The sequence below is a fragment of the Nocardia mexicana NBRC 108244 genome, from assembly GCF_001613165.1.
Classification (GTDB): Bacteria; Actinomycetota; Actinomycetes; order Mycobacteriales; family Mycobacteriaceae; genus Nocardia; species Nocardia mexicana.
The window spans coordinates 1-19,351 of sequence record NZ_BDBV01000136.1 but is presented as its reverse complement, the minus strand read 5'-3'; the positions used below and the strand labels follow the sequence as shown (position 1 = coordinate 19,351).

Sequence of the window (19,351 nt, the reverse complement as noted above, 5' to 3'; positions counted from 1 at the left end):
CCCGGCATTCCCCGCCTCACGGCCCCCTGGGGCCGTGAGGCGGGGATCCACTGCCCGCCGAGACGGACAGCGGTCACCAAGAGAGTTCGCCGCAGTGGCGGGCGGTGTCGGCTCGCTCTACTTGCAGGGTGGCGTGTTCGATGTGGAAGTTGTCGGCCAAGATGCGCTGGGCGGAGCGGAGGATTTCGTCGCTGTCGTGGTCGGCGGTGGTGGTCAGGTGGGCCGAGGCCACCTCCATTCCGGAGGTGAGGGTCCACACGTGCAGGTCGTGGACGTCGGCGACGCCGGGGACGGCCTGCAGCGCGGCGGCGATCCGTTCGACGTCGACGCCCTCGGGGCTGTGCTGGAACAGGATGCGGAGCGAGCGCCGCGCCAGCACCCAGGTGCGCGGCAGCACCCACAGCCCGATCAGCACACCGACGATCATGTCGGCATAGGGCCAGTGCGTGAGCAGGGTGATCGCCGCGGACAGCAGCACGCCCAGCGAACCGATCAGATCCGCCAGCACCTCCAGATACGCGCCGCGCAGATTCAGGCTCTCCTTGGCCCCGGAGCGCAGGAGCAGCAGCGAGACGACATTCGCCACCAGGCCGAGCGCGCCGACGATCAGCACGGGCAGCCCGGGCACCTCCGGCGGCTCCCCCAGCCGCAGGATCGCCTCGTACAGCACGTACGCGGCGACGGCGAACAGCAGCACCGCATTGGCCAGCGCCGCCAGCACCTCCGCGCGGTAGTAGCCGAACGTGCGCGAGAAGGTCGGCCGGCTGCGCTTGGCGAGCAGAATCGCGGCCAGCGCCATCACCAGGCCGAATACATCGGTCAGCATGTGCGCCGCATCCGACAGCAGCGCCAGCGACCGGGTCAGGACGGCCGTCACGACCTCGGCAACCAGGAAGGCGATCCCGATCCCCAGCGCGAACACCAGCCGATGCAGGTACTTACCCGAGGCACTCTCCGGCCCGACGCCGTGCGCATGATCAAGACCCACAACCACAACCTATGCCGCACCAGCACTCCCGCACACCTTGCATGCCCCCGCACGCCCTGCAAGCCCCTGTAACGGGTGCGAGAACCGACAAGGGGTGCGGGAGTGCTGACGCGGGGTTCGCGCCCGACCCGCGCCGTGGGCGAACTGGCAGACTTGACCCGTGACCGCTCCATCCCCGCCCGGCGACGGGCCGCCTTTCGGACACCGCGGCGAGCCGCGAACCACAGGCGGCCACCAACCGTCCGCCGAGCACGGTGGCGAGCCGTCCACCGAGCACAGGGGCCGACGGTCCATCGAGCACAACGCCCCGCCCGCGGATCACCATGCCGCGCCCACGGATCATCACGCCGCGCCCAGGGATCATCACGCCGCGCCCGGGGACCACCACGCCGCACCCACGGATCACCATGCCGCGCCCGGGGACCACCACGCCGCACCCACGGATCATCACGCCGCGCCCGGGGACCACCACGCCGCACCCACGGATCACCACGCCGCACCCGGGGACCACCACGCCGCACCCGGGGACCACCACGCCGTACCCGGGGATCACAACGTCGCGCAGGACGACGGACCGAGCGTCCGGTCGGCCTACGGCCCCGGCGCGTCATCCCTCGGGCACGGCCCGCTGCGGCCCGTCGAACTCGCCACCGCGGCGGTGCTCGGCGGCGTCACCGTCGGCCTCGTGACCATCGGATCGGTGATCCCGTTCGCGGCGGCCCTGAATCTGGTCGCGGCGGTGCCCATGGGGCTGCTCGCGCACCGCTACCGGCTGCGCGCCACCTTCACCGCGGCGGTCGCCACCACGCTCGTGACCTTCGTCGCGGCCGGGCTGGTGCCCGCGGTCGCCGTGGTGAGCGTGGCGACGATCGGCGGCATCGTCGGCACCGTCAAGCGCCGCCGCGGCGGACCGGTGGCGGTGCTCGGGCTGTCGATCCTCGCCGGCCTCGGCTGGTCGGCGGTCTCGGTGGGGTGGCTGCTGATCTTCAGCACCGCGCGCAACCTGCTGTTCGACAACATCCGCAACGCCTCGCGCGGCGTGCAGAAGCTGGCCGCCCGGGCCAACTTGGACTCGTTCGGGAACGCCGTCGCGGAGTTCGCCGATCTGGTGCTGCGCTGGTGGTGGGCGTTCGCCGCGGGCGGGGTGCTGATCGGAATCGTTGCGACGGCGTTGTTCTCGTGGTTCGCGCTGGGTTCGGTCCTGGACCGGCTCACCTGGCTGCCCGGCACGGATCGGCTCGACGCGCCGCTCGACGATCGCCCGGTCGCGCCGCTGCCGGTCACGCTGCGCCAGGTGTCGTTCCGCTATCCCGAGGCGCGGACCGACGCGCTGTCCGGGATCGATCTCACCGTCCGGATCGGCGAATTCGTCGCCGTGGTGGGCCACAACGGCTCCGGCAAGTCGACGCTGACCCGCGTACTGGCCGGTCGCCCGCCGACCGGCGGAACGGTCGAGCGGCCCGGTTCGGCGGGGCTCGGCGTGCTCGGCGGCACCGCGCTGGTGCTGCAGCGACCGGAGAGCCAGACGCTGGGTGTGCTGGTCGCCGACGACGTGGTGTGGGGGTTGTCACCCGAGCTCGCCGCGCAGGTCGATATCGAGGCGCTGCTGACCGAGGTCGGCCTCGACAACCTGGGCGGCGCCGAAACCGCCACACTGTCCGGCGGCCAGCAGCAGCGGCTCGCCGTCGCCGCGGCCCTCGCGCGCAGACCAGCGCTGCTCATCGCCGACGAGGCCACCTCGATGATCGATCCCGACGGCCGGCGCGAGTTGGTCGCGCTGCTGTCGCGGCTGCCCGAACGACATCCGATGGCGGTGGTGCTGGTCACCCATCACGAGGCCGATGCGGCGGCCGCCGACCGCGTGGTGCACCTGTCGGGCGGATACCAGGTGGATCGGCTGCCGACCTGGCCGCGGCCTGTGCGCGATCCGCGGCGGCGTCCGATGGGCGAGCCGCTGCTGGAGCTGCGCGACGTGCGGCACACCTACAACCGCGGCACCCCGTGGGCCGCACCGGCGCTGCACGGCGTCGACCTCACGGTGCGGCGCGGGGAGGCGCTGCTGGTGGTCGGCGGCAACGGCTCCGGCAAGTCGACCCTGGCCTGGATCATGGCCGGGCTGACCGTGCCCACCGCCGGTCGCTGCGAGCTGCGCGAGGAGCGCGACGTCCGCCCGGTGCATCGGCGAATCGGCGCGGTGGAGCTGGCCTTTCAGCATTCCCGGCTGCAGTTGCAGCGGCAGACCGTGGGGGCCGAGATCGAGGACTGGGGCGGCAGCGGGACCGGTTCCGGCGCGGTCGGCCGGGCGCTGGATGCCGTGGGCCTGGACCGCGCGCTGGCACCGCGGTCGATCGAATCGCTGTCCGGCGGCCAGGCCAAGCGGGTCGTGCTGGCGGCGATCGTGGCCGCCCGGCCGCAGGTGGTGGTGCTCGACGAGCCGCTCGCGGGGCTCGATCCGCAGGGCCGCGCCGAGGTGGTGGAACTGCTCGCCCGGCTGCGCGATTCGGGGCTGACCCTGATCGTCATCTCGCACGACGTGGTCGATATGACCGCCGTGTGCGACCGGACCGTGCATCTGAGCTCCGGCCGGATCCTGGAGACCGCCCCGCAGTCGACTTCCGCCGTCGAACCGCAGGCCCCCGCGCCCATGGCCGAACAGACCGCCACGGCCTGGGCACGGCTGCACCGCCCCGATGCGACAGGAGACCCGTCATGAGCACGGTGTTGTTGCGCGAGGTCCCGGTCGACAGCCCGATCCACAGGCTGTGGGCGGGCACCAAGATGGTCGGGGCGTTCCTGATCAGCGTGCTGCTGATGGTGTTGCCGTCCTGGCCGGTGCTCGGGATGACCGTGCTGTTCCTGGTGGTCGTCGTCGCGACGGCCCGGCTGCCGCTAGGGACGCTGCCGCGGCTGCCCTGGTGGTTCTGGGGTTTGCTGGCGGCGGGGGCCCTGCTCAACGTGCCGGTCGGCGAGGCCGCGGTGCTGCGGTACGCGCAGGTCACCGCGTTCGGGCTGACCCTCGTCGCCAGCTCGTTCCTGATCGCCTGGACCACGCCGATGGGTGAGATCGCCCCGGCGCTGGCCACTTTGGGCGCACCGCTGCGCAAACTGCGTGTGCCCGTGGACGAGTGGGCCGTGGTGGTCGCGCTCACCCTGCGCGGCCTGCCGTTGCTGCTGGACGAGATGCGCCTGCTGCGCGCCGCACGCAGGCTGCGGCCCAAGGACTCCGCGCTGCAGCGCGCGGCGGTCAATCCCCTGCTCGACATCCTCACCGCCGCAATGGCGGTCGCCACCCGCCGGGCCGGGGAGCTCGGCGAGGCCATCACCGCGCGCGGCGGCACCGGCCAGCTCACCGCGCGCCCCGGCGGGCCGGGACTTCGGGACGCCGTCGCGCTGACCATCGTCGTGGTGGTGTGCGTGGGCGCCGTCCTGATTGATCTTCTGACGTAGGGCAAACCCACCGGTCGGACGAAATATCCTCTCTCGGGGGAATTTTCGGGGGATAGACACCGCTGGTAAAGGTATGGTTACAGAGTCGGTCAGCCGGGTCGACGGCTCCGCGCGCAGCAGGGGTGAGACAGGGGTGTCGATCGAAGCGCGCGTCCGGGGGGCTTTCCGACGCTTTCATTCCTGATGAAGATGGGAACAACCGAAAATGATTCTGCGCAAGTTCACCGCTGCGGCGATACCGGTGATCATGGGGGTAGCCGTTGGGGCCGGCGCCACCCACGCAGCGCCCGCCACACCCGAGGTGCGGTACGAAACCACCCTGGCGGGCAACACCGTTCACACCACACTGCACGACGGATTCTTCCAAGTGTCGGGCGATCAACGCACGGTGGACATCAGGTCCGCCGCGGGCGAGACGCTGGTCACGCTCCCGCTGTCGTTCCGGCAGGACGGCCTGGAATATCCCATGCCGCACCAGGTGCGTGAGGACGGACGAGTCCTGGAGCTGACGGCGGTCAAGGATGTGGCCGCGGCCCGCCCGGTGCAGGTCACGCCGGTGGCATCGCTGGAGGAGAACCAGCGCGCTATGGAAGCGTTCGGATCCCAGTTCGGGCTCGCCACCGCGATCGGCGGATTCATCGGCACCGCCCTCGGCGCGCTGGTCGGGCTCACCGGCATCGTCGCCGGGCCGACGGTCGTCGCCAGCGTCATCGCCGGGGCCGCGATCGGCGGCATCATCGGCACCCTGGTCGTCGGCGGTCCGGCCCTGATCATCGCCGGTGTCGACCTGGCCAGCACGCTGTCCGCCCCGCCCGGCACCACCAAATGGATGGACACCACCGGCCGCTGAGCTACCAGCCGCATCCCGACTTGCCCGATTCCGGGCCAGTGCGGGGTGCGGCTGCCTCGCTCACCGCCCGATCTCGTCGTCCCGGCGTGCTTCTGGCCGGGATCCACACTCGCAAGCTCAGCGCACCGCACAGCCCGGAGGTACCGGCACGCCCGCGAATCGATCGGAGAGGAAGTTCATTCCGCCGAACGCCTCACCGATCGCGGCGCCGTTGTGCGACGGGAACGGTGAATGAATGGCGGTGAGCGTGGCCCCCTGGGCGCAGTAGTTCTCGACCAGCGCACTGAAGCCCGCGACCGGGATCACATCGTCGGTGACGCCGTGGTAGAGGTACAGCGGGGTGTCGGGCACCGAGCCGCCGAGCTCGTGCGGGTCGGCCGTGGCCCGAAATACCGGATGCGCCAGCAGATTCGGGACCGTGGAGAAGTCGTCCACGCGGGCGCCCGCATACTTCGGCACCAGGTCGGATCCGCACGCGGTGGCATTGTCGGCCAGTAGTGCACGACCGCGCTCGTTCAGCAGTTCGAGCAGCCCGGAGTCGGGGTTGTTGCGGGCCAGCGCGATCAGAATCAGCACGGCCAGCCCCGCCTGCACGCCGCCGTCGACCCGCTGCGCGATCGCCGGAATATCGGCCGGGACACCACCGGCGCTGATCCCCGAGAACCACACGTCCGGCGCGTATTCCGCGCGCAACTGTGCCGCCCACAGCGTGGCGAACGCGCCACCCGAATACCCCCACGCCCCGACGGGCCCGCCGCCGGCACCGGCGGGCGGGAAGGACCGCGCGGCCCGGATCCCGTCCAGCACCGCGCGCCCGGCGGTCACCCCGTCGAAGAACCGCGACTGCGGCCCTTCGTAATCGGAGACCACCACCGCCCAGCCGCGCCGCAGCGCCTCCATCAGGAACGGCACGTCCAGCATGGTGTTCACCACGCCGAAATCGCGTGCGCCGCGCAAGGCGAACGACGGCGCGCACCGAGTGCCCAGGCTGTCCTCGGGCACCTGATACGACAGCAGTGGCCGCGGGCCCGCCCAGGGCACCGGCGGCACGATCACCGTCGCCACGTCGAGCAGCGGGCCGTCCGTGGAATCGGTGGTGCGATAGCGCAATTGCCACGCCGACACCGGGATCGGCAGGTCGAACAGCGGGATCGCGCGGGAGCCGAGGACCGCTCCGTTGGGTTGCGCCGCGAGGTCGGCGGGCGCCGCGTAGAACGGGTCGTTATCTGGTAGCGGGATGTCCGCTCGCGCAACGGGTGTCGACAGCAAGGTGGACAGCGCGGTCACGGCCACAACGAGCAACGCCGTCCAGCCGCGACGAACGCGTTGCCGTGCTGCCGCGCCGACAGTCGGTGCGCCCCTCGATACCGACCGCCACGGCATGCCGAAACATACCGCACGGCAGACTATTTCCTGATACGTCAACGACGTGCGCCCGGTTCTCATCGTGCCTCCGCGTCACCCACACCGACGCGCGGGGACACCGGCCACGGGTCCGCACCGACCGCTCCACATCATCGGGTCCATTACCGTAACCCCGGCAAACATGCAGGTCAACGGCCATTGCCGCACTGTGTCCCAAGGAGGCCACCCACACCCCGTTCCGTAACCACGCCAGCGTGAACGACCGTTCGTGTGCCACAGCGCTTTCCGCCCACCTCCCGAAGCCCGGCAGCCGTCGGCCGAGAAGGTTCGACACCGAACGTTCACTGCATCGTGAACTCGCGCCGCCCGCTTCGGCCCTGCTCGACAAACCGTCCGACGTCTGCCGACCACCCCCATTCACGTTTGCAGACCCGCACCCGCCACTTCGCACGTGCAGCCTCACGAACCGCAGATGCGAACACGATGCGCAGCCGTGCTTGCCACCGACCGATCACACCCGGCCGCTGCGTCCGGCCCGCGCGCCGCGTCGCGAACGCACCCACCGCATGGGCGCTGGTTACGCTCGGCGCGTGAAGATATCGGCGCGGGAGCTTCTGGGCGAACTGCTGGACAGCGGGTCGTTCGTCGGCTGGGATCGGCCGCCGGTCGAGGTCGACGCGGGTCCGCGGTATCGGGCGGAGTTGCGGGCCGCGGCCGAGCGGGCCGGTACCGACGAGTCCGTGCTGACCGGCGAGGGCAGGCTGCGGGGGCGGCGGGTGGCCGTGGTCGCCTGCGAATTCGGCTTTCTCGCGGGCTCGGTCGGGGTTGCCGCGGCCGAGCGCATCGTGACGGCGGTCGAGCGGGCCACCGCGCTCGGGCTCCCGCTGCTGGCCTCGCCGACCTCGGGCGGCACGCGGATGCAGGAGGGCACCGTGGCCTTCGTACAGATGGTCAAGATCGCGGGCGCGGTCGCGGCACACAAGTCGGCCGGGCACCCGTACCTGGTGTATCTGCGCGACCCGACCATGGGCGGCGTGTTCGCGTCGTGGGGTTCGCTGGGCCACATGACCTTCGCGGAGCCGGGCGCCCTGATCGGCTTCCTCGGCCCGCGGGTGTACGAGACGCTCTACGGACACCCGTTTCCGGAAGGCGTGCAGACCGCGGAGAACCTGTACCGCAACGGGGTGATCGACGGCGTGGTCCCGGTGCGGGTGTTCCGCCGCATCGCCCACCGCGTACTCAACGTCACGACCGGCGGGCCGACCTCCACCGCTCCGGCGGAGGCGGCCGGAGCCGACCCGGGTACTCCTGTAATCCGTGGCGACCGACCCGCGCCGCGGGGCACCGAGCCGGGCGATTCGCGCGGCATCGAATCACCTTCGGCTCCGGAAAATATTGCCCCACAACAAGGCCCGGATCTCGAGGCGACCTGGCGGGCGGTCACGCTCTCACGCCGCCCCGAGCGGCCGGGTATCCGGCAATTGCTGCGGCACGCCACCGATCGGGTGCCGCTCAGCGGGACGGGGCAGGGGGAATCGGACCGGACCGTCGTCCACGCACTGGCCAGGCTGCGCGGGGAGCCCTGCGTGATCTTCGGCCACGACCGAGCGGGGCAGACCGGCGAGAACACCATGGGTCCGGCCGCGCTGCGGGAAGCCAGGCGCAGCATGCATCTCGCGTCGGAACTGCGGCTGCCGCTGATCCTCGTGATCGATACCGCCGGTGCCGCCCTGTCCCGCGAGGCCGAGGAACGCGGCCTGGCTCCCGAAATAGCCCGCTGCATAGCCGATCTCGTCACCCTCGAGACGCCCACCGTCTCGGTTCTGCTGGGCCAGGGCAGCGGCGGCGGGGCCCTGGCGCTGCTCCCGGCCGACCGCGTACTGGCCGCCCGGCACTCGTGGCTGGCACCGCTGCCACCGGAGGGCGCCAGCGCGATCGTCTACCGCGATGCCGAACACGCCCCGGAACTGGCTGCGGCCCAGCGCATTCGCGCCAAGGCACTGCTGGCGGACGGTATCGCCGATCGGATAGTCCCCGAATACCCGGACGCCGCAGACGAACCCGTCGACTTCGCCCGGCGCATGATCACCGCCCTGGCCGGCGAGTTGGCCGCCTTACGCTCACTCCCCCGGGACGAATTGCAGAGAACACGCCAGGCCCGCTATCGGCGCTTGGGGCTCCCGAAGACCCCCGGCTGACCACTGCCGCACCAGCATTCGGCAGCGGTGCCGCGGGGTTCTGCGCTCACTCACGACGAAAGGCGCAGCGCCCCAATCGATCAGGGCTCGGGCTCGGGATCCGGCTGGGTCCATCCGAGGATCATCCCGGGCGCGCACCCACCGGCCAGCAGCGCGGCCAGCGCCATGGCGCCACCGGCGTAGGCCGTGCGGAACGCATCGGCCTCCGGGAAGACCGCGCCCGCGGCGATCAGGTACAGCAGCGGCACCAGGGTCAGCGACTGCGTCAACGTCAGCCCGATCGAGCGGGCGGTATTGCGCTGGGCGATCTCGAATTCGTCCAGCGTCGGCGTCGGCGCGCTGTCCTGCCGCTGCGACACGATCCGCAGCACGGTCCACGCCGGGAGGAAGACCGCCGCGGCGGGCAGCCAGATCAGGGGCGCCCATCGCAGGTCGAACGCGCACAGCACCCCGACCACGAACAACACCGCGATTGCCGCGGCCACCGCGACCACCAGCGCCCGCCGCCGCGCGCGGCTTCGCCAGCCCGGCAGCATTCCGGAGGTCCGCTCGTCGTAGACCAGCCAGCGGCGGACCCGGTAGTCCTGATAGCGGTCGAGCAGGGTATTGGCCGGAGACGTCATGGCTGTCCTTTCGCACGCTGATAGACCTCGGCCGAGAGCGGCGTGAACTCGCTGCGCGAGAACACCGCCTCGACGGGGAGTCCGAACACCTCACAGATCCGCAGCGCCAGGTCGAGGCTCGGGTAGTGGTCGCCGCGCTCGAGCGCGCCGATCGTCTGAACGTTGACGTTCACCGCCTCGGCCAGCGCGGCCCGGCTCATCCGATGCTCGGCCCGCAACACCGCGATCCGGTTGTAGATCGGGAGGGTTTCACCCCTTCTAACTGGACTCACACAACAGAGTGTTGTAAAAACCCAACACATTGTCAAGCGCGCTCGAACACGCTCGGAGGGTTCGTTGACGGGTCGGCAAACCGCTTCTACGGTCGGAACGGTGACCTTTCGCAGCGAGACCAGCGCAGTACCGTCGATCGTGCTGAACGACGGGAACGTGATCCCGAAGCTCGGTTTCGGTGTGTTCCAGGTGGCCGAGACGGAGGCTTTCAAGGCCGTGACCACGGCCCTGGAGGTCGGGTACCGCAGCATCGACACCGCCATGGTCTACGGCAACGAGGCGGAGGTGGGCCGGGCCATCCGGGAGTCCGGGCTGCCGCGTGACGAGGTCTTCCTCACCACCAAGCTGTGGAATTCCGACCAGGGTTACGACTCGACGCTGCGGGCGTTCGACGCCAGCATGCAGCGCCTGGGCCTGGACTATCTGGACCTCTACCTGATCCACTGGCCGGTCGCGGGGGCCGATCGGTTCGTCGACACCTTCCGGGCCTTCCAGGCGCTGAAGTCCCAGGGCCAGATCGGCTCCATCGGGGTGTCCAACTTCCACCGCGATCACCTGGAGCGGGTGATCGCGGAGACCGGCGAGACCCCGGCGGTCAACCAGATCGAGCTACATCCCAGCCTGGCGCAGCCCGAGCTGCGCGCCTTCCACGCCGAACACGGCATCGCCACCGAGGCCTGGAGCCCGCTCGGCCAGGGCGCCGAGCTGAAGGATCCGACGATCGCCCAGGTCGCCTCCGAGGTCGGCCGCTCCCCCGCCCAGGTGATCATCCGCTGGCACCTGCAGCTGGGCAACGTGGTCATCCCGAAATCGGTGACACCGGCCCGCATCCAGGAGAACTTCGAGGTCTTCTCCTTCGAGCTGACCACCGAGCAGATGCAGGTCATCACGGCCCTCGACACCGCCACCCGAGTCGGCCCCGACCCGGACGTCTTCGCCGTCGGGTTGGAGGACTGAGCGCGCCGTCGGGTTGGAGCACTGAGCGCGCCGCCAGATTGCAGGACCGAGCGCGCCGCCAGATTGCAGGACCAAGCGCGCCGCCAGATTGCAGGACCAAGCGTCGGCGGCCTGGCTCTACGCTTTCCCGCACCCCGTGCTGATCGCCGCACCCTGTGCAAGCGATGCGCGGGGTGCGTGCGCATGCGCGGGGTGCGTCATCGAGTGCTAGGGGGGAGCCCCAGGTAGGTGGTGAGTTCGGTGGCGGCGGCGCGGCCTGCGCGGTTGGCGCCGATGGTGCTGGCGGAGGGGCCGTAGCCGAGCAGGTGGATGCGGGGGTCGGCGGCTACCTGGGTGGCGAGGCGGCCGGTCATGGTGATGCCGCCGCCGGGGCCGCGCAGGCGCAGCGGCGCGAGGTGGTCGAGGGCGCTGCGAAAACCGGTGGCCCACAAGATGATCTGGGCGGACTGGAAGCGGCCGTCGGCCCAGCGGACGCCCTCGGGCTCGATCCGCTGGAACATCGGATGCCAGTCCAGGGCGCCTCGGGCACGCGCGGCCCGGACCCGATCGTCGACGGGCAACCCGGTCACCGACACCACCGACCGCGGCGGCAACCCGCGCCGCACCCGGTCCTCCACCATCGCCACGGCCCGTCGGCCCGCATCCGGCGTGAACGGCCCCTCCCGCCACCGCGGTTCGGTCCGCGACACCCAGGTCGTGGTCGTCACCTGCGAGATCTCGTCGAGCAGCTGCACCGCCGAGACCCCGGCCCCGACGACTACGACATGCTTGCCCGCGAAGTCGTCAGCGGTGCGGTAGTCGTGCGCGTGCAGCTGCCGCCCCGCGAACGTCTCCGCACCGCGGTAGTACGGAATGAACGGCTTCTCCCAGGTCCCGGTCGCATTGATGATCCCGCGCACCCGCACCGTCGAGCCCGGCAGGCTGCTGGAGTCCGCCACCTCTCGCCCCGAGCCGATACTCGCCCCCGACCCTGTCATACCCTGCCCCGCCACCGCGGCACCCGGCCCTACCATCGCGCCGCTCGGCCCCGCCATCGCGGTATCCGACTGCGGCCCCGGGTGGTCGCCGACAGCGGGCCGAACCGCTTGCGTTCCACTTGAATCCCCTGCAGCACTGGATAATTCGGAATCCACATCACCGAGAGTCGCACTCCGCCCCGTACCGGGCGGCGCGCCACCTCCACCCGCCGCCCCTACCTCGGTCTCGGCGTGCAGAAGGCCGTCCACCGCCTGGTCGGGGCAGGTGGAGGCGGTGGCGCGGTCGCACACCACCCGTACCGACGTCGGCCGATGAACCCGCAGGTCGAAACGCTTCTCGTACAGGTCGAAGTAGTGCGGGACCGCGGTGGCGGCCTGCGCGTTGTCCGAACCCTCCGGCAGCGTCTCCGCGAACGACATCCCGGGCAGATCGTGCACCCGGTTCACCGTGCTCAGCGTCAGCGACGGCCAGCGGAACTGCCAGGCCCCACCGGGCCCCGGTGCGTGATCGAGGATGAGAAAGTCCTGTTCGGGCCGCAATCCGAGCCGCCGCAGGTGATAGCCGGCCGACAATCCGGCCTGTCCGGCGCCGATCACCAGGATCTCGAAATCGGGTGCGGTCACCGCCGCCACGGTACGCGGGGTGCGTCGAGTGCGGGCACTCGACCTCGAGCCGCATAAAGTAAAGGTATTCAGGGACCGTACGGACGGGGAGGTCAGATGCTCGGAGTCAGTCGCGATGGCGACGTGGTCACCATCGAACTGCAGCGCCCGGAGCGCCGCAACGCCCTCAACGACGAGTTGGTAGGGCGACTGCGCGACGCCGTGACGGCCGCTGCCGCCGACGCCCGGGTCATCGTCCTCACCGGCCAGGGCCCGATCTTCAGCGCGGGCGCGGACCTGTCCGGCGTGTACTCCCAGACCTTCCTGGACGCGCTGATGGGCATGCTGCGCACCCTCGAGACCGTCCCCGTGCCGGTGATCGCCGCGATCGAGGGCGGCGCCCTCGGCGCGGGCGTGCAGCTGGCGCTGGCCTCGGATCTGCGGGTGATGAGCCCCGATTCCTACGTCGCGATCCCGGCCGCGAAAATCGGCATCTCCGTGGACCGCTGGACGATTCGGCGACTGGTGTCGCTGATCGGCGGCGGTCCCGCACGCACCATGCTGATGGGCGCCGAACCCGTAACCGCTTCGGACGCATACGCGTTCGGCTTCGCCAACCGGATCGGCACGCTCGCCGACGCCCAGTCGTGGGCGAAGTCGATCGCCGAACTGGCCCCGCTGTCGCTGCGCCACATGAAGCTGGTGTTCAACGACGACGGCACCCGCGGCGAGGACACTCCCGAACAGCGCGAGGCCCTGGAGGCGGCGTGGCGCAGCGACGACGCCACGGAGGCGCGACTAGCCCGGGAACAGAAGCGCGCGGCGAAGTTCGTGGGGCACTGATGGATCCGAACTACCTGCTCACCACCGCACGCCGGACCGCCCTGGGCGTGGCCGGGGCCGTCGGCCTGACCTGGGCGCTGCGCGCGGCCCGCGGACTGCCGGAGGCGCTGGGCGCGTCGGTGGCGGCGATCGCGCCGCTGGCGGCCGGGTCGGCGAGCTACCGCAACCGGCAGTTCCACAACACCGAGCCGAGCACCCAGTTCGCACCGGGATCCGGCCTGTCGCTGTTGTTCTCGGCCCTGACCCGCAACGGGGTGGGGCGTCCCACGGGCGAGATCCCGCTCGCCACACCGGATATCCCGCGCGAGGCGGGCGAGCTGGCGGTCACCTGGCTGGGGCACGCGTCGGCGCTGCTGGAGGTCGACGGGTACCGGGTTCTCACGGATCCGGTATGGAGCGAACGGGTTTCGCCGTCGCCGACCGTCGGCCCCATCCGCCTGCACCCGGCGCCGCTGCCGCTCGATGAGCTGCCCCCGGTCGACGCGATCGTCATCTCGCACGACCACTACGACCATCTGGACCGGGATACGGTGCGCACCTTGACCGCCACCCAGGAGGCGCCGTTCGTCGTGCCGATCGGCATCGGGGCGCACCTGCGCAAGTGGCGCGTGCCCGAGCATCGGATCATCGAATTGGATTGGGGCACTTCGGTTTCCCTTCCGGACCGGGGCGACGGCCGCACCGGCGACCTGGTGATCACCTGCGCCGAGGCCCGGCACTTCTCGGGCCGCGGGCTGGTCCGGAACACGACGCTGTGGGCATCCTGGGTGATCGCGGGACCGGCGCGTCGTATTTACTTCGGCGGCGATACCGGGTACACCAAGGCGTTCGCGGAGATCGGCGCGACGCTGGGCCCGTTCGATCTGACCCTGCTGCCGATCGGCGCGTACGACGTGCACTGGCCGGATGTTCACATGAATCCGGAGGAGGCGGTGCGTGCCCACGCCGATGTGTGTGTCGGCGATCCGCGGCGCGGGCTGCTGATCCCGATCCATTGGGCGACGTTCAACCTGGCCTTCCACGGCTGGTCGGAGCCGGTTCAGCGGCTGGTGGCGGCGGCGCAGGCCGCGGGAACACCGGTGGCCGTCCCACTGCCCGGCCAGCGGATCGATGCGAATGCGGTATCACCGCAGGTCTCGTGGTGGGAAGATGTGCGCTAGGGCGGCGTGCGCGACCCGTCGCCGGTGATCCAGCCGAAGACCGATGAGTTAGGAGTAGGACCGATGAGTCTGATGGACACGCTCAAGGGCTTGGTCGGCAAGGGTAGGGAGGCAGCCGCCGAGAACGCCGAGAAGATCCACGGCGCGGTGGACAAGGCCGGATCCTTCATCGACGAGAAGACCGGAGGCAAGTACTCCGACAAGATCGAGAAGGGCACCGAGAAGGTCAAGGGCGCCATTCCCGAGCAGGACCAGGCGCCCGGTGGCCAGGGCGAGGCGACGCCGCCGCCCCCGCCTCCGGCCCCGGAACCCCCGGTCGATCCGAACCAGCCCAAGGGCTGACAGATCGCCACGACGGGCCGTTCGGCGTCTCGAGACCGGGACGTGAGCGGCCCGTCGCCGTCTCCGCGGAGGCTGTCTGTCGGTATGGGCCTCTAGACTTCGAATATGGTGTCCCGCCGCCGGTTCGGGAGTATCGAGGTTGAGCTGAGCAACCTCGACAAGGTGCTGTACCCGGCCACCGGCACCACCAAGGGCGAGGTCATCGACTATTTCACCGCGATCGCCCCCGCCCTGCTCCCGCATATCGCGGGCCGCCCGGTCACCCGCAAGCGCTGGCCCAACGGTGTCGACGAGCCGTCGTTCTTCGAGAAGAATCTGGCCACCCACGCACCCAAGTGGATCCAGCGGCACACGGTCGAGCATTCCGATCGCCGCGTGACCTACCCGGTCATCGACACTGTGGCCGGGATGGCCTGGCTCGGGCAGCAGGCCTCGCTGGAAATCCATGTGCCGCAATGGCGTTTCGTCGACGGCGAGCGCGGGCCGGTCACCCGGCTGGTGTTCGATCTGGATCCCGGCCCCGGCGTCGAGCTGGCCGATTGCGCCCAGGTCGCGCTGTGGATCCGCGATACGGTGCGCGACGCCGGCCTGGACGCCTACCCGGTGACCAGCGGCAGCAAGGGCATTCACGTCTACGTCCCGCTGGACCGCGTGCTGAGCCCCGGCGGCGCGTCCACGGTGGCCAAGCAGGTGGCCACCGGCCTGGAGAAGCTGCACCCGGAGCTGGTCACGGCCACCATGTCCAAGGCTGCGCGGCCGGGCAAGATCTTCCTCGACTGGAGCCAGAACAACCCGTCCAAGACCACCATCGCGCCGTACTCGCTGCGCGGCCGCACCTATCCGACGGTCGCGGCGCCGCGCAACTGGGAGGAGATCGAGGACCGCAAACGCCTGCGGCACTTGACCTTCGACGAGGCACTGGACCGCTGGCGCGACCACGGCGACGTGCTGTCCGGGCTCGATCCCCCGCTCGGCGAGCAGATATCCGACCCGCTGACCACCTACCGCTCGATGCGCGACCCGGCCCGTACCCCGGAGCCGGTCCCCGCCGGGCCCCCGGCCGAGAGCTCGGGCGACCGCTTCGTGATCCAGGAGCATCACGCCCGGCGGCTGCACTGGGATGTCCGGCTCGAACGCGGCGGGGTGCTGGTGTCGTGGGCGGTGCCGAAGGGGCCGCCCACCTCCCCGAGCGAGAACCGCCTGGCCGTGCACACCGAGGACCACCCGCTCGAGTACCTGGAGTTCCACGGCGCCATCCCGAAGGGCGAGTACGGCGCCGGTGAGATGACGATCTGGGATTCGGGCACCTACGAGACCGAGAAGTGGCGCGAGGACGAGGTGATCGTGCGCCTGCACGGCTCCCGGGTGGAGGGCCGCTTCGCGTTCATCCAGACCAACGGCAACCAGTGGCTGATGCATCTGATGAAGTCGGAAACGCCTGCGGCGCCGCCGATTCCGAGCGACAAGCCCAGGCAACCGGCGCAGTTCCCGCACGGCCTGACCCCCATGCTCGCCACCACCGGCGATGTCTCCACCCTCGACGGCGAGGAGTGGGTATTCGAGACGAAGTGGGACGGGTTCCGCCTGATCGCCGAGATCGAGGGCGGCACGGTCACCTTGCGCAGCCGCGCCGGAAATACGGTCACCGGCCGCTACCCGCGCCTGGCCGCCCTGGGCCGCGAGCTCTCGGGGCACGATGTGGTGCTCGACGGCGAGGCGGTGGTCTTCGACGATCACGGCGTCGCGAATCTCGGCCTGCTGCAGGCCGATGCGGCGCGCGCGGTGTTCGTCGCGTTCGACGTGCTGTACCTGGACGGCACCTCGCTGGTGCGTAAGCGATTCTCCGACCGCCGCCGCGTGCTGGAGGCGCTGGCCGGGCGGGCGCCGTCGCTGGTGGTGCCGCCGCAGCTGGACGGACCGGGTGCGCAGGCGCTGCGCTACAGCCAGGAGCACGATATGGAGGGTGTCGTCGCCAAGCGCAAGGATTCGGTATACCTGCCGGGACGGCGCGGGCAGTCGTGGGTGAAGACCCGCAACTGGCGCACCCAGCAGGTGGTCGTCGGCGGCTACCGGCGCAGCGATGCGCGGCAGTTCGCGTCGCTGCTGGTCGGCGTCCATCACGAGGGGCGGCTGTTCTACGTGGGCCGGGTCGGCACCGGCTTCAGCGAGCAGGAGATGGCCGAGTTGGCCACCCAGCTGCACCGGCTGGAGCGCAAGACCAGCCCGTTCGAGAACGAACTCACCCCCGAAGAACGCAAGGACGCGGTCTGGGCCTCGCCGAAGGTTATAGGGACTGTGCGCTATATGAACTGGACCGAATCCGGCCGCATGTGGCACCCGGCCTGGATCCCGGCCACAGATTGAGCTACCCGGGCGCCCCGGTCATCCCGGGCGTTACGACTACTCCGCCCGCTCCAACAGCGGCACGATGGTGTCGATATCCGTCACGACCGCGTTGCCCTGGAAGGCGAAGTCGTCGAGCGCCCGCGCCATCGCCTCCTTGTCCTTGCCGCCGCAGGCATCCTGGATGACCACCGGCACGAATCCGAGATCGGTGGAGTGGGTGACCGTCGGCGCGACACCGATCTCCAGCGCCACGCCCACGATCGCGTAGGACACGATGCCGAGGTCGCGCAGCACCGCGGCCAGTGGCGTGCCCTCGAACGCCGACATCGAGGTCTTGTCGAATACGGTCTCCCCCGGCCCCGGCTGCAACTGCGGCACCAGCTGGAAACCCGGGGTGTCGCGCTGCAGGATCGGTTTCAGATCGTCCACCGAATCCACGCGCTGCCAGGCCATCGCCATCCGGAGGGCGTACACCCCGCTCAGCCGGAGCGGCAGGAACATGTGCCGCAGGAAGATCACGGGATATCCCCCGCGGCGAGCGGCCCGGACCACGCGTTCCACCCGGGCGATGATCTCCTCGCCGTCCTCGAGCTGCGACAGCACCCCGACCTGCATGTCGTAGACGATCACCGCCATCCGCCGCGGCGAGCAGAGGTCGTCGAGGTTCTCCGGAATATCCACACCGTTCCCCAGCCGCACGACGCTTCTCCTTCTGCCGCAGCCCTTTCGGCACAACCCTACCGGTAATCCGGTGCGGCGCACCGGCTTACGAAGGAGTGGAGCATTGTTCGTCGCTGCCCGGCCCGGACATGACGAAATGGCGAGATGGCATCGCCTCGGAAACGGGCGCCGCCGGTTGTTCGGCGCCCGCTGCGATCGACAAATCCGCAGCGAACACTGAACAGCGGACGGCGGACCGCCACCATGTGCCGAAGGTCTCAGCCGGAAGGCCGCGCAGGGCAGGGCGATTCACCGCAGTGCCGGAACCCGCTGCGGTGCACCACAACTCGTGCCCACCGCCACCCGAACCGAGACGCTGTGCGTCGCAGCTAGTACCCCTGCACGACCTTGCGTAGCGCGTACTCGGTGACCGAGACCAGCGCCTGCTTCACCGGCTCGCGTCTGCGGGCGTCGATCGACATGATCGGCACGTCCGCGGGCACCGCGAGGGCCTGCCGGATGTCTTCCAGGGGGTACCGCGGCGCATCGTCGAACTCGTTGATGGCCACCAGGAATGGCAGGCTGCGCGCCTCGAAGTAATCCACCGCGGCGAAGCTGTCCTCCAGCCGGCGGGTGTCGACCAGCACCACGGCGCCGATGGCGCCGCGGATCAGGTCGTCCCACATGAACCAGAAGCGGTACTGGCCGGGCGTGCCGAACAGGTACAGCACGAGGTCGTCGGCGAGGCTGATCCTGCCGAAGTCCATGGCCACCGTGGTGGTGTTCTTCGTCGGCACGGCGGCCAGGCTGTCGACGCCGACACTGGCATTGGTCACCAATGCCTCGGTGCGCAGCGGAACGATCTCCGATACGGCACCGACCAAGGTCGTCTTTCCCACACCGAAGCCACCCGCGACCACGATCTTCGCCGAGGTGGGCTTACTGGTTCGCGTATCGACCTGGGCCGTCGAATCAAATACGCCGGAGTCCACTGAGAACCCTTTCGATCAGCTCGCGACGTTCATCGTCGCTCGAATCGTCTTTCAAAGTCGCCGAAACCCGCACATGACCGGCCTCGATGAGGTCGGCCACGAGCACTCGGGCCACCCCGATCGGAATACCCAGTCGGGCGGCCAATTCTGCGACAGACGGCGATTCTCTGCACAACTCCACGATTGACGTCTCGATGTTGGTGAGCTCGAACTGCCGCTCTAGGGCGACCGGATGCGATGCGACGAGCGCCTCCAACGCCAACTCGACCGTCGGCCGCGTACGACCGGCGGTCAGTGAGTACGGGCGAACGAGGCTGGGCTCGGCACTCCCCATGCGCTGGTTGTCTATGTCCATCCCACCATCAGGAACCCATCGTGACGCGAGGTGTGGCCTGAACTGTCTGGCCCACGCGCTCGACCAGCAAGGCCATCTCGTATCCCACTTGTCCGATATCGCAGGACGTATTCGTGAGGACCGCCAGATAGGAGCCGTCGCCGACCGCCATCAGCAATAGGTAGCCGTGTTCCATCTCGACTACCGACTGCAGCACGGTGCCGCCTTCGAACAGGTTCGACACACCGACCGAGAGGCTGGCTAGCCCCGCGGTCACTGCAGACAGCTGTTCGGCACGGTCTACGGGCAACTGAGCGCTCGCGGCCATCAACAGACCGTCCGCCGAAACCAGCACGGCATGAGCGACGCCCGGAACCTCGTTGGCGAAGTTCG

Annotated in this window: 18 protein-coding genes; 9 read left to right on the top strand and 9 right to left on the bottom strand. The window is 70.0% G+C overall.

The features are described from left to right. Positions 1-73 precede the first annotated feature (73 nt). Positions 74-988, bottom strand: a complete 915-nt coding sequence (locus tag NM1_RS38725) for a cation diffusion facilitator family transporter (protein WP_068032477.1) — start codon at positions 986-988, stop codon at positions 74-76. A 628-nt stretch (positions 989-1,616) separates the two neighbouring features. On the opposite strand from NM1_RS38725, the gene NM1_RS38720 reads away from it, so the two are divergent. The 3 genes from NM1_RS38720 to NM1_RS38710 all read left to right on the top strand — a co-directional run bounded on the left by NM1_RS38720 (position 1,617) and on the right by NM1_RS38710 (position 5,285). Beyond that, the gene (locus NM1_RS38720) at positions 1,617-3,701 is read left to right on the top strand and encodes an ABC transporter ATP-binding protein (RefSeq protein ID WP_084520460.1); all 2,085 of its coding nucleotides are present in this window, start codon (positions 1,617-1,619) and stop codon (positions 3,699-3,701) included. Continuing rightward, entirely contained in the window at positions 3,698-4,435 is a 738-nt protein-coding gene (locus NM1_RS38715; RefSeq protein WP_068032474.1) for a CbiQ family ECF transporter T component, read from the top strand. The genes NM1_RS38720 and NM1_RS38715 overlap by 4 nt, the downstream gene beginning before the upstream one ends. 205 nt (positions 4,436-4,640) lie before the next feature. Next, a complete protein-coding gene (locus NM1_RS38710) occupies positions 4,641-5,285 on the top strand; it encodes a DUF8020 domain-containing protein (RefSeq protein WP_068032470.1) in 645 nt (214 codons plus the stop codon). Between the two features lie 117 nt (positions 5,286-5,402). Here NM1_RS38710 and NM1_RS38705 read toward each other — a convergent pair whose 3' ends face one another. Further along, the gene (locus NM1_RS38705) at positions 5,403-6,572 is read right to left on the bottom strand and encodes a lipase family protein (RefSeq protein WP_169814398.1); all 1,170 of its coding nucleotides are present in this window, start codon (positions 6,570-6,572) and stop codon (positions 5,403-5,405) included. Positions 6,573-7,216: 644 nt separating this feature from the next. On the opposite strand from NM1_RS38705, the gene NM1_RS38700 reads away from it, so the two are divergent. Further along, positions 7,217-8,848 (top strand): acetyl-coenzyme A carboxylase carboxyl transferase subunits beta/alpha, encoded by a 1,632-nt coding sequence (locus NM1_RS38700; protein ID WP_068032464.1) that lies wholly within the window; start codon positions 7,217-7,219, stop codon positions 8,846-8,848. A gap of 80 nt (positions 8,849-8,928) precedes the next feature. On the opposite strand, the gene NM1_RS38695 is transcribed toward NM1_RS38700, so the two are convergent. Then, positions 8,929-9,471: a hypothetical protein gene (locus NM1_RS38695; RefSeq protein WP_068032461.1), complete on the bottom strand. Its 543-nt coding sequence runs from the start codon at positions 9,469-9,471 to the stop codon at positions 8,929-8,931. Then, positions 9,468-9,743 (bottom strand): helix-turn-helix transcriptional regulator, encoded by a 276-nt coding sequence (locus tag NM1_RS38690; protein WP_084520457.1) that lies wholly within the window; start codon positions 9,741-9,743, stop codon positions 9,468-9,470. The genes NM1_RS38695 and NM1_RS38690 overlap by 4 nt, the downstream gene beginning before the upstream one ends. 100 nt (positions 9,744-9,843) lie before the next feature. Between NM1_RS38690 and NM1_RS38685 the strand changes: the two genes are divergently transcribed. After that, positions 9,844-10,701 carry an aldo/keto reductase gene (locus NM1_RS38685; RefSeq protein ID WP_068032457.1) on the top strand — a complete coding sequence of 286 codons (858 nt, stop codon included), beginning with the start codon at positions 9,844-9,846 and terminating at the stop codon, positions 10,699-10,701. Between the two features lie 197 nt (positions 10,702-10,898). Here the strand turns inward: NM1_RS38685 and NM1_RS44385 are convergent, their stop codons facing one another. Continuing rightward, positions 10,899-12,302, bottom strand: coding sequence for an NAD(P)-binding protein (locus tag NM1_RS44385; protein WP_246011694.1), 1,404 nt, complete (start codon positions 12,300-12,302; stop codon positions 10,899-10,901). A 96-nt stretch (positions 12,303-12,398) separates the two neighbouring features. On the opposite strand from NM1_RS44385, the gene NM1_RS38670 reads away from it, so the two are divergent. From NM1_RS38670 to NM1_RS38655, 4 genes are all read left to right on the top strand, one after another. Further along, positions 12,399-13,124, top strand: coding sequence for an enoyl-CoA hydratase (locus NM1_RS38670; RefSeq protein WP_068032455.1), 726 nt, complete (start codon positions 12,399-12,401; stop codon positions 13,122-13,124). Further along, positions 13,124-14,284: an MBL fold metallo-hydrolase gene (locus NM1_RS38665; RefSeq protein WP_084520456.1), complete on the top strand. Its 1,161-nt coding sequence runs from the start codon at positions 13,124-13,126 to the stop codon at positions 14,282-14,284. The genes NM1_RS38670 and NM1_RS38665 overlap by 1 nt, the downstream gene beginning before the upstream one ends. Positions 14,285-14,347: 63 nt before the next feature. Beyond that, entirely contained in the window at positions 14,348-14,626 is a 279-nt protein-coding gene (locus NM1_RS38660) for an antitoxin (protein ID WP_068032453.1), read from the top strand. Between the two features lie 105 nt (positions 14,627-14,731). Then, complete coding sequence (locus tag NM1_RS38655) at positions 14,732-16,990, top strand: ATP-dependent DNA ligase (protein ID WP_068032450.1); 2,259 nt, start codon at positions 14,732-14,734, stop codon at positions 16,988-16,990. Between the two features lie 36 nt (positions 16,991-17,026). Here NM1_RS38655 and NM1_RS38650 read toward each other — a convergent pair whose 3' ends face one another. From NM1_RS38650 to NM1_RS38635, 4 genes are all read right to left on the bottom strand, one after another. Next, positions 17,027-17,671, bottom strand: a complete 645-nt coding sequence (locus NM1_RS38650) for a cysteine hydrolase family protein (protein WP_068032447.1) — start codon at positions 17,669-17,671, stop codon at positions 17,027-17,029. Between the two features lie 350 nt (positions 17,672-18,021). Next, positions 18,022-18,624: a GTP-binding protein gene (locus NM1_RS38645; protein WP_174556957.1), complete on the bottom strand. Its 603-nt coding sequence runs from the start codon at positions 18,622-18,624 to the stop codon at positions 18,022-18,024. Further along, positions 18,605-18,979 (bottom strand): DUF742 domain-containing protein, encoded by a 375-nt coding sequence (locus NM1_RS38640; RefSeq protein WP_024800684.1) that lies wholly within the window; start codon positions 18,977-18,979, stop codon positions 18,605-18,607. The genes NM1_RS38645 and NM1_RS38640 overlap by 20 nt, the downstream gene beginning before the upstream one ends. Before the next feature lie 7 nt (positions 18,980-18,986). Then, on the bottom strand, positions 18,987-19,351 hold a 365-nt coding region (locus NM1_RS38635), incomplete at its 5' end, for a roadblock/LC7 domain-containing protein (protein WP_068032444.1).

Coding starts and splice junctions, on each gene's coding strand:
- NM1_RS38715 (WP_068032474.1), top strand. CDS start 3,698: ATGAGCACGGTGTTGTTGCGCGAGGTCCCGGTCGACAGCCCGATCCAC.
- NM1_RS38710 (WP_068032470.1), top strand. CDS start 4,641: ATGATTCTGCGCAAGTTCACCGCTGCGGCGATACCGGTGATCATGGGG.
- NM1_RS38700 (WP_068032464.1), top strand. CDS start 7,217: ATGGGCGCTGGTTACGCTCGGCGCGTGAAGATATCGGCGCGGGAGCTT.
- NM1_RS38695 (WP_068032461.1), bottom strand. CDS start 9,471: ATGACGTCTCCGGCCAATACCCTGCTCGACCGCTATCAGGACTACCGG.
- NM1_RS38670 (WP_068032455.1), top strand. CDS start 12,399: ATGCTCGGAGTCAGTCGCGATGGCGACGTGGTCACCATCGAACTGCAG.
- NM1_RS38665 (WP_084520456.1), top strand. CDS start 13,124: ATGGATCCGAACTACCTGCTCACCACCGCACGCCGGACCGCCCTGGGC.
- NM1_RS38660 (WP_068032453.1), top strand. CDS start 14,348: ATGAGTCTGATGGACACGCTCAAGGGCTTGGTCGGCAAGGGTAGGGAG.
- NM1_RS38655 (WP_068032450.1), top strand. CDS start 14,732: ATGGTGTCCCGCCGCCGGTTCGGGAGTATCGAGGTTGAGCTGAGCAAC.
- NM1_RS38640 (WP_024800684.1), bottom strand. CDS start 18,979: ATGGACATAGACAACCAGCGCATGGGGAGTGCCGAGCCCAGCCTCGTT.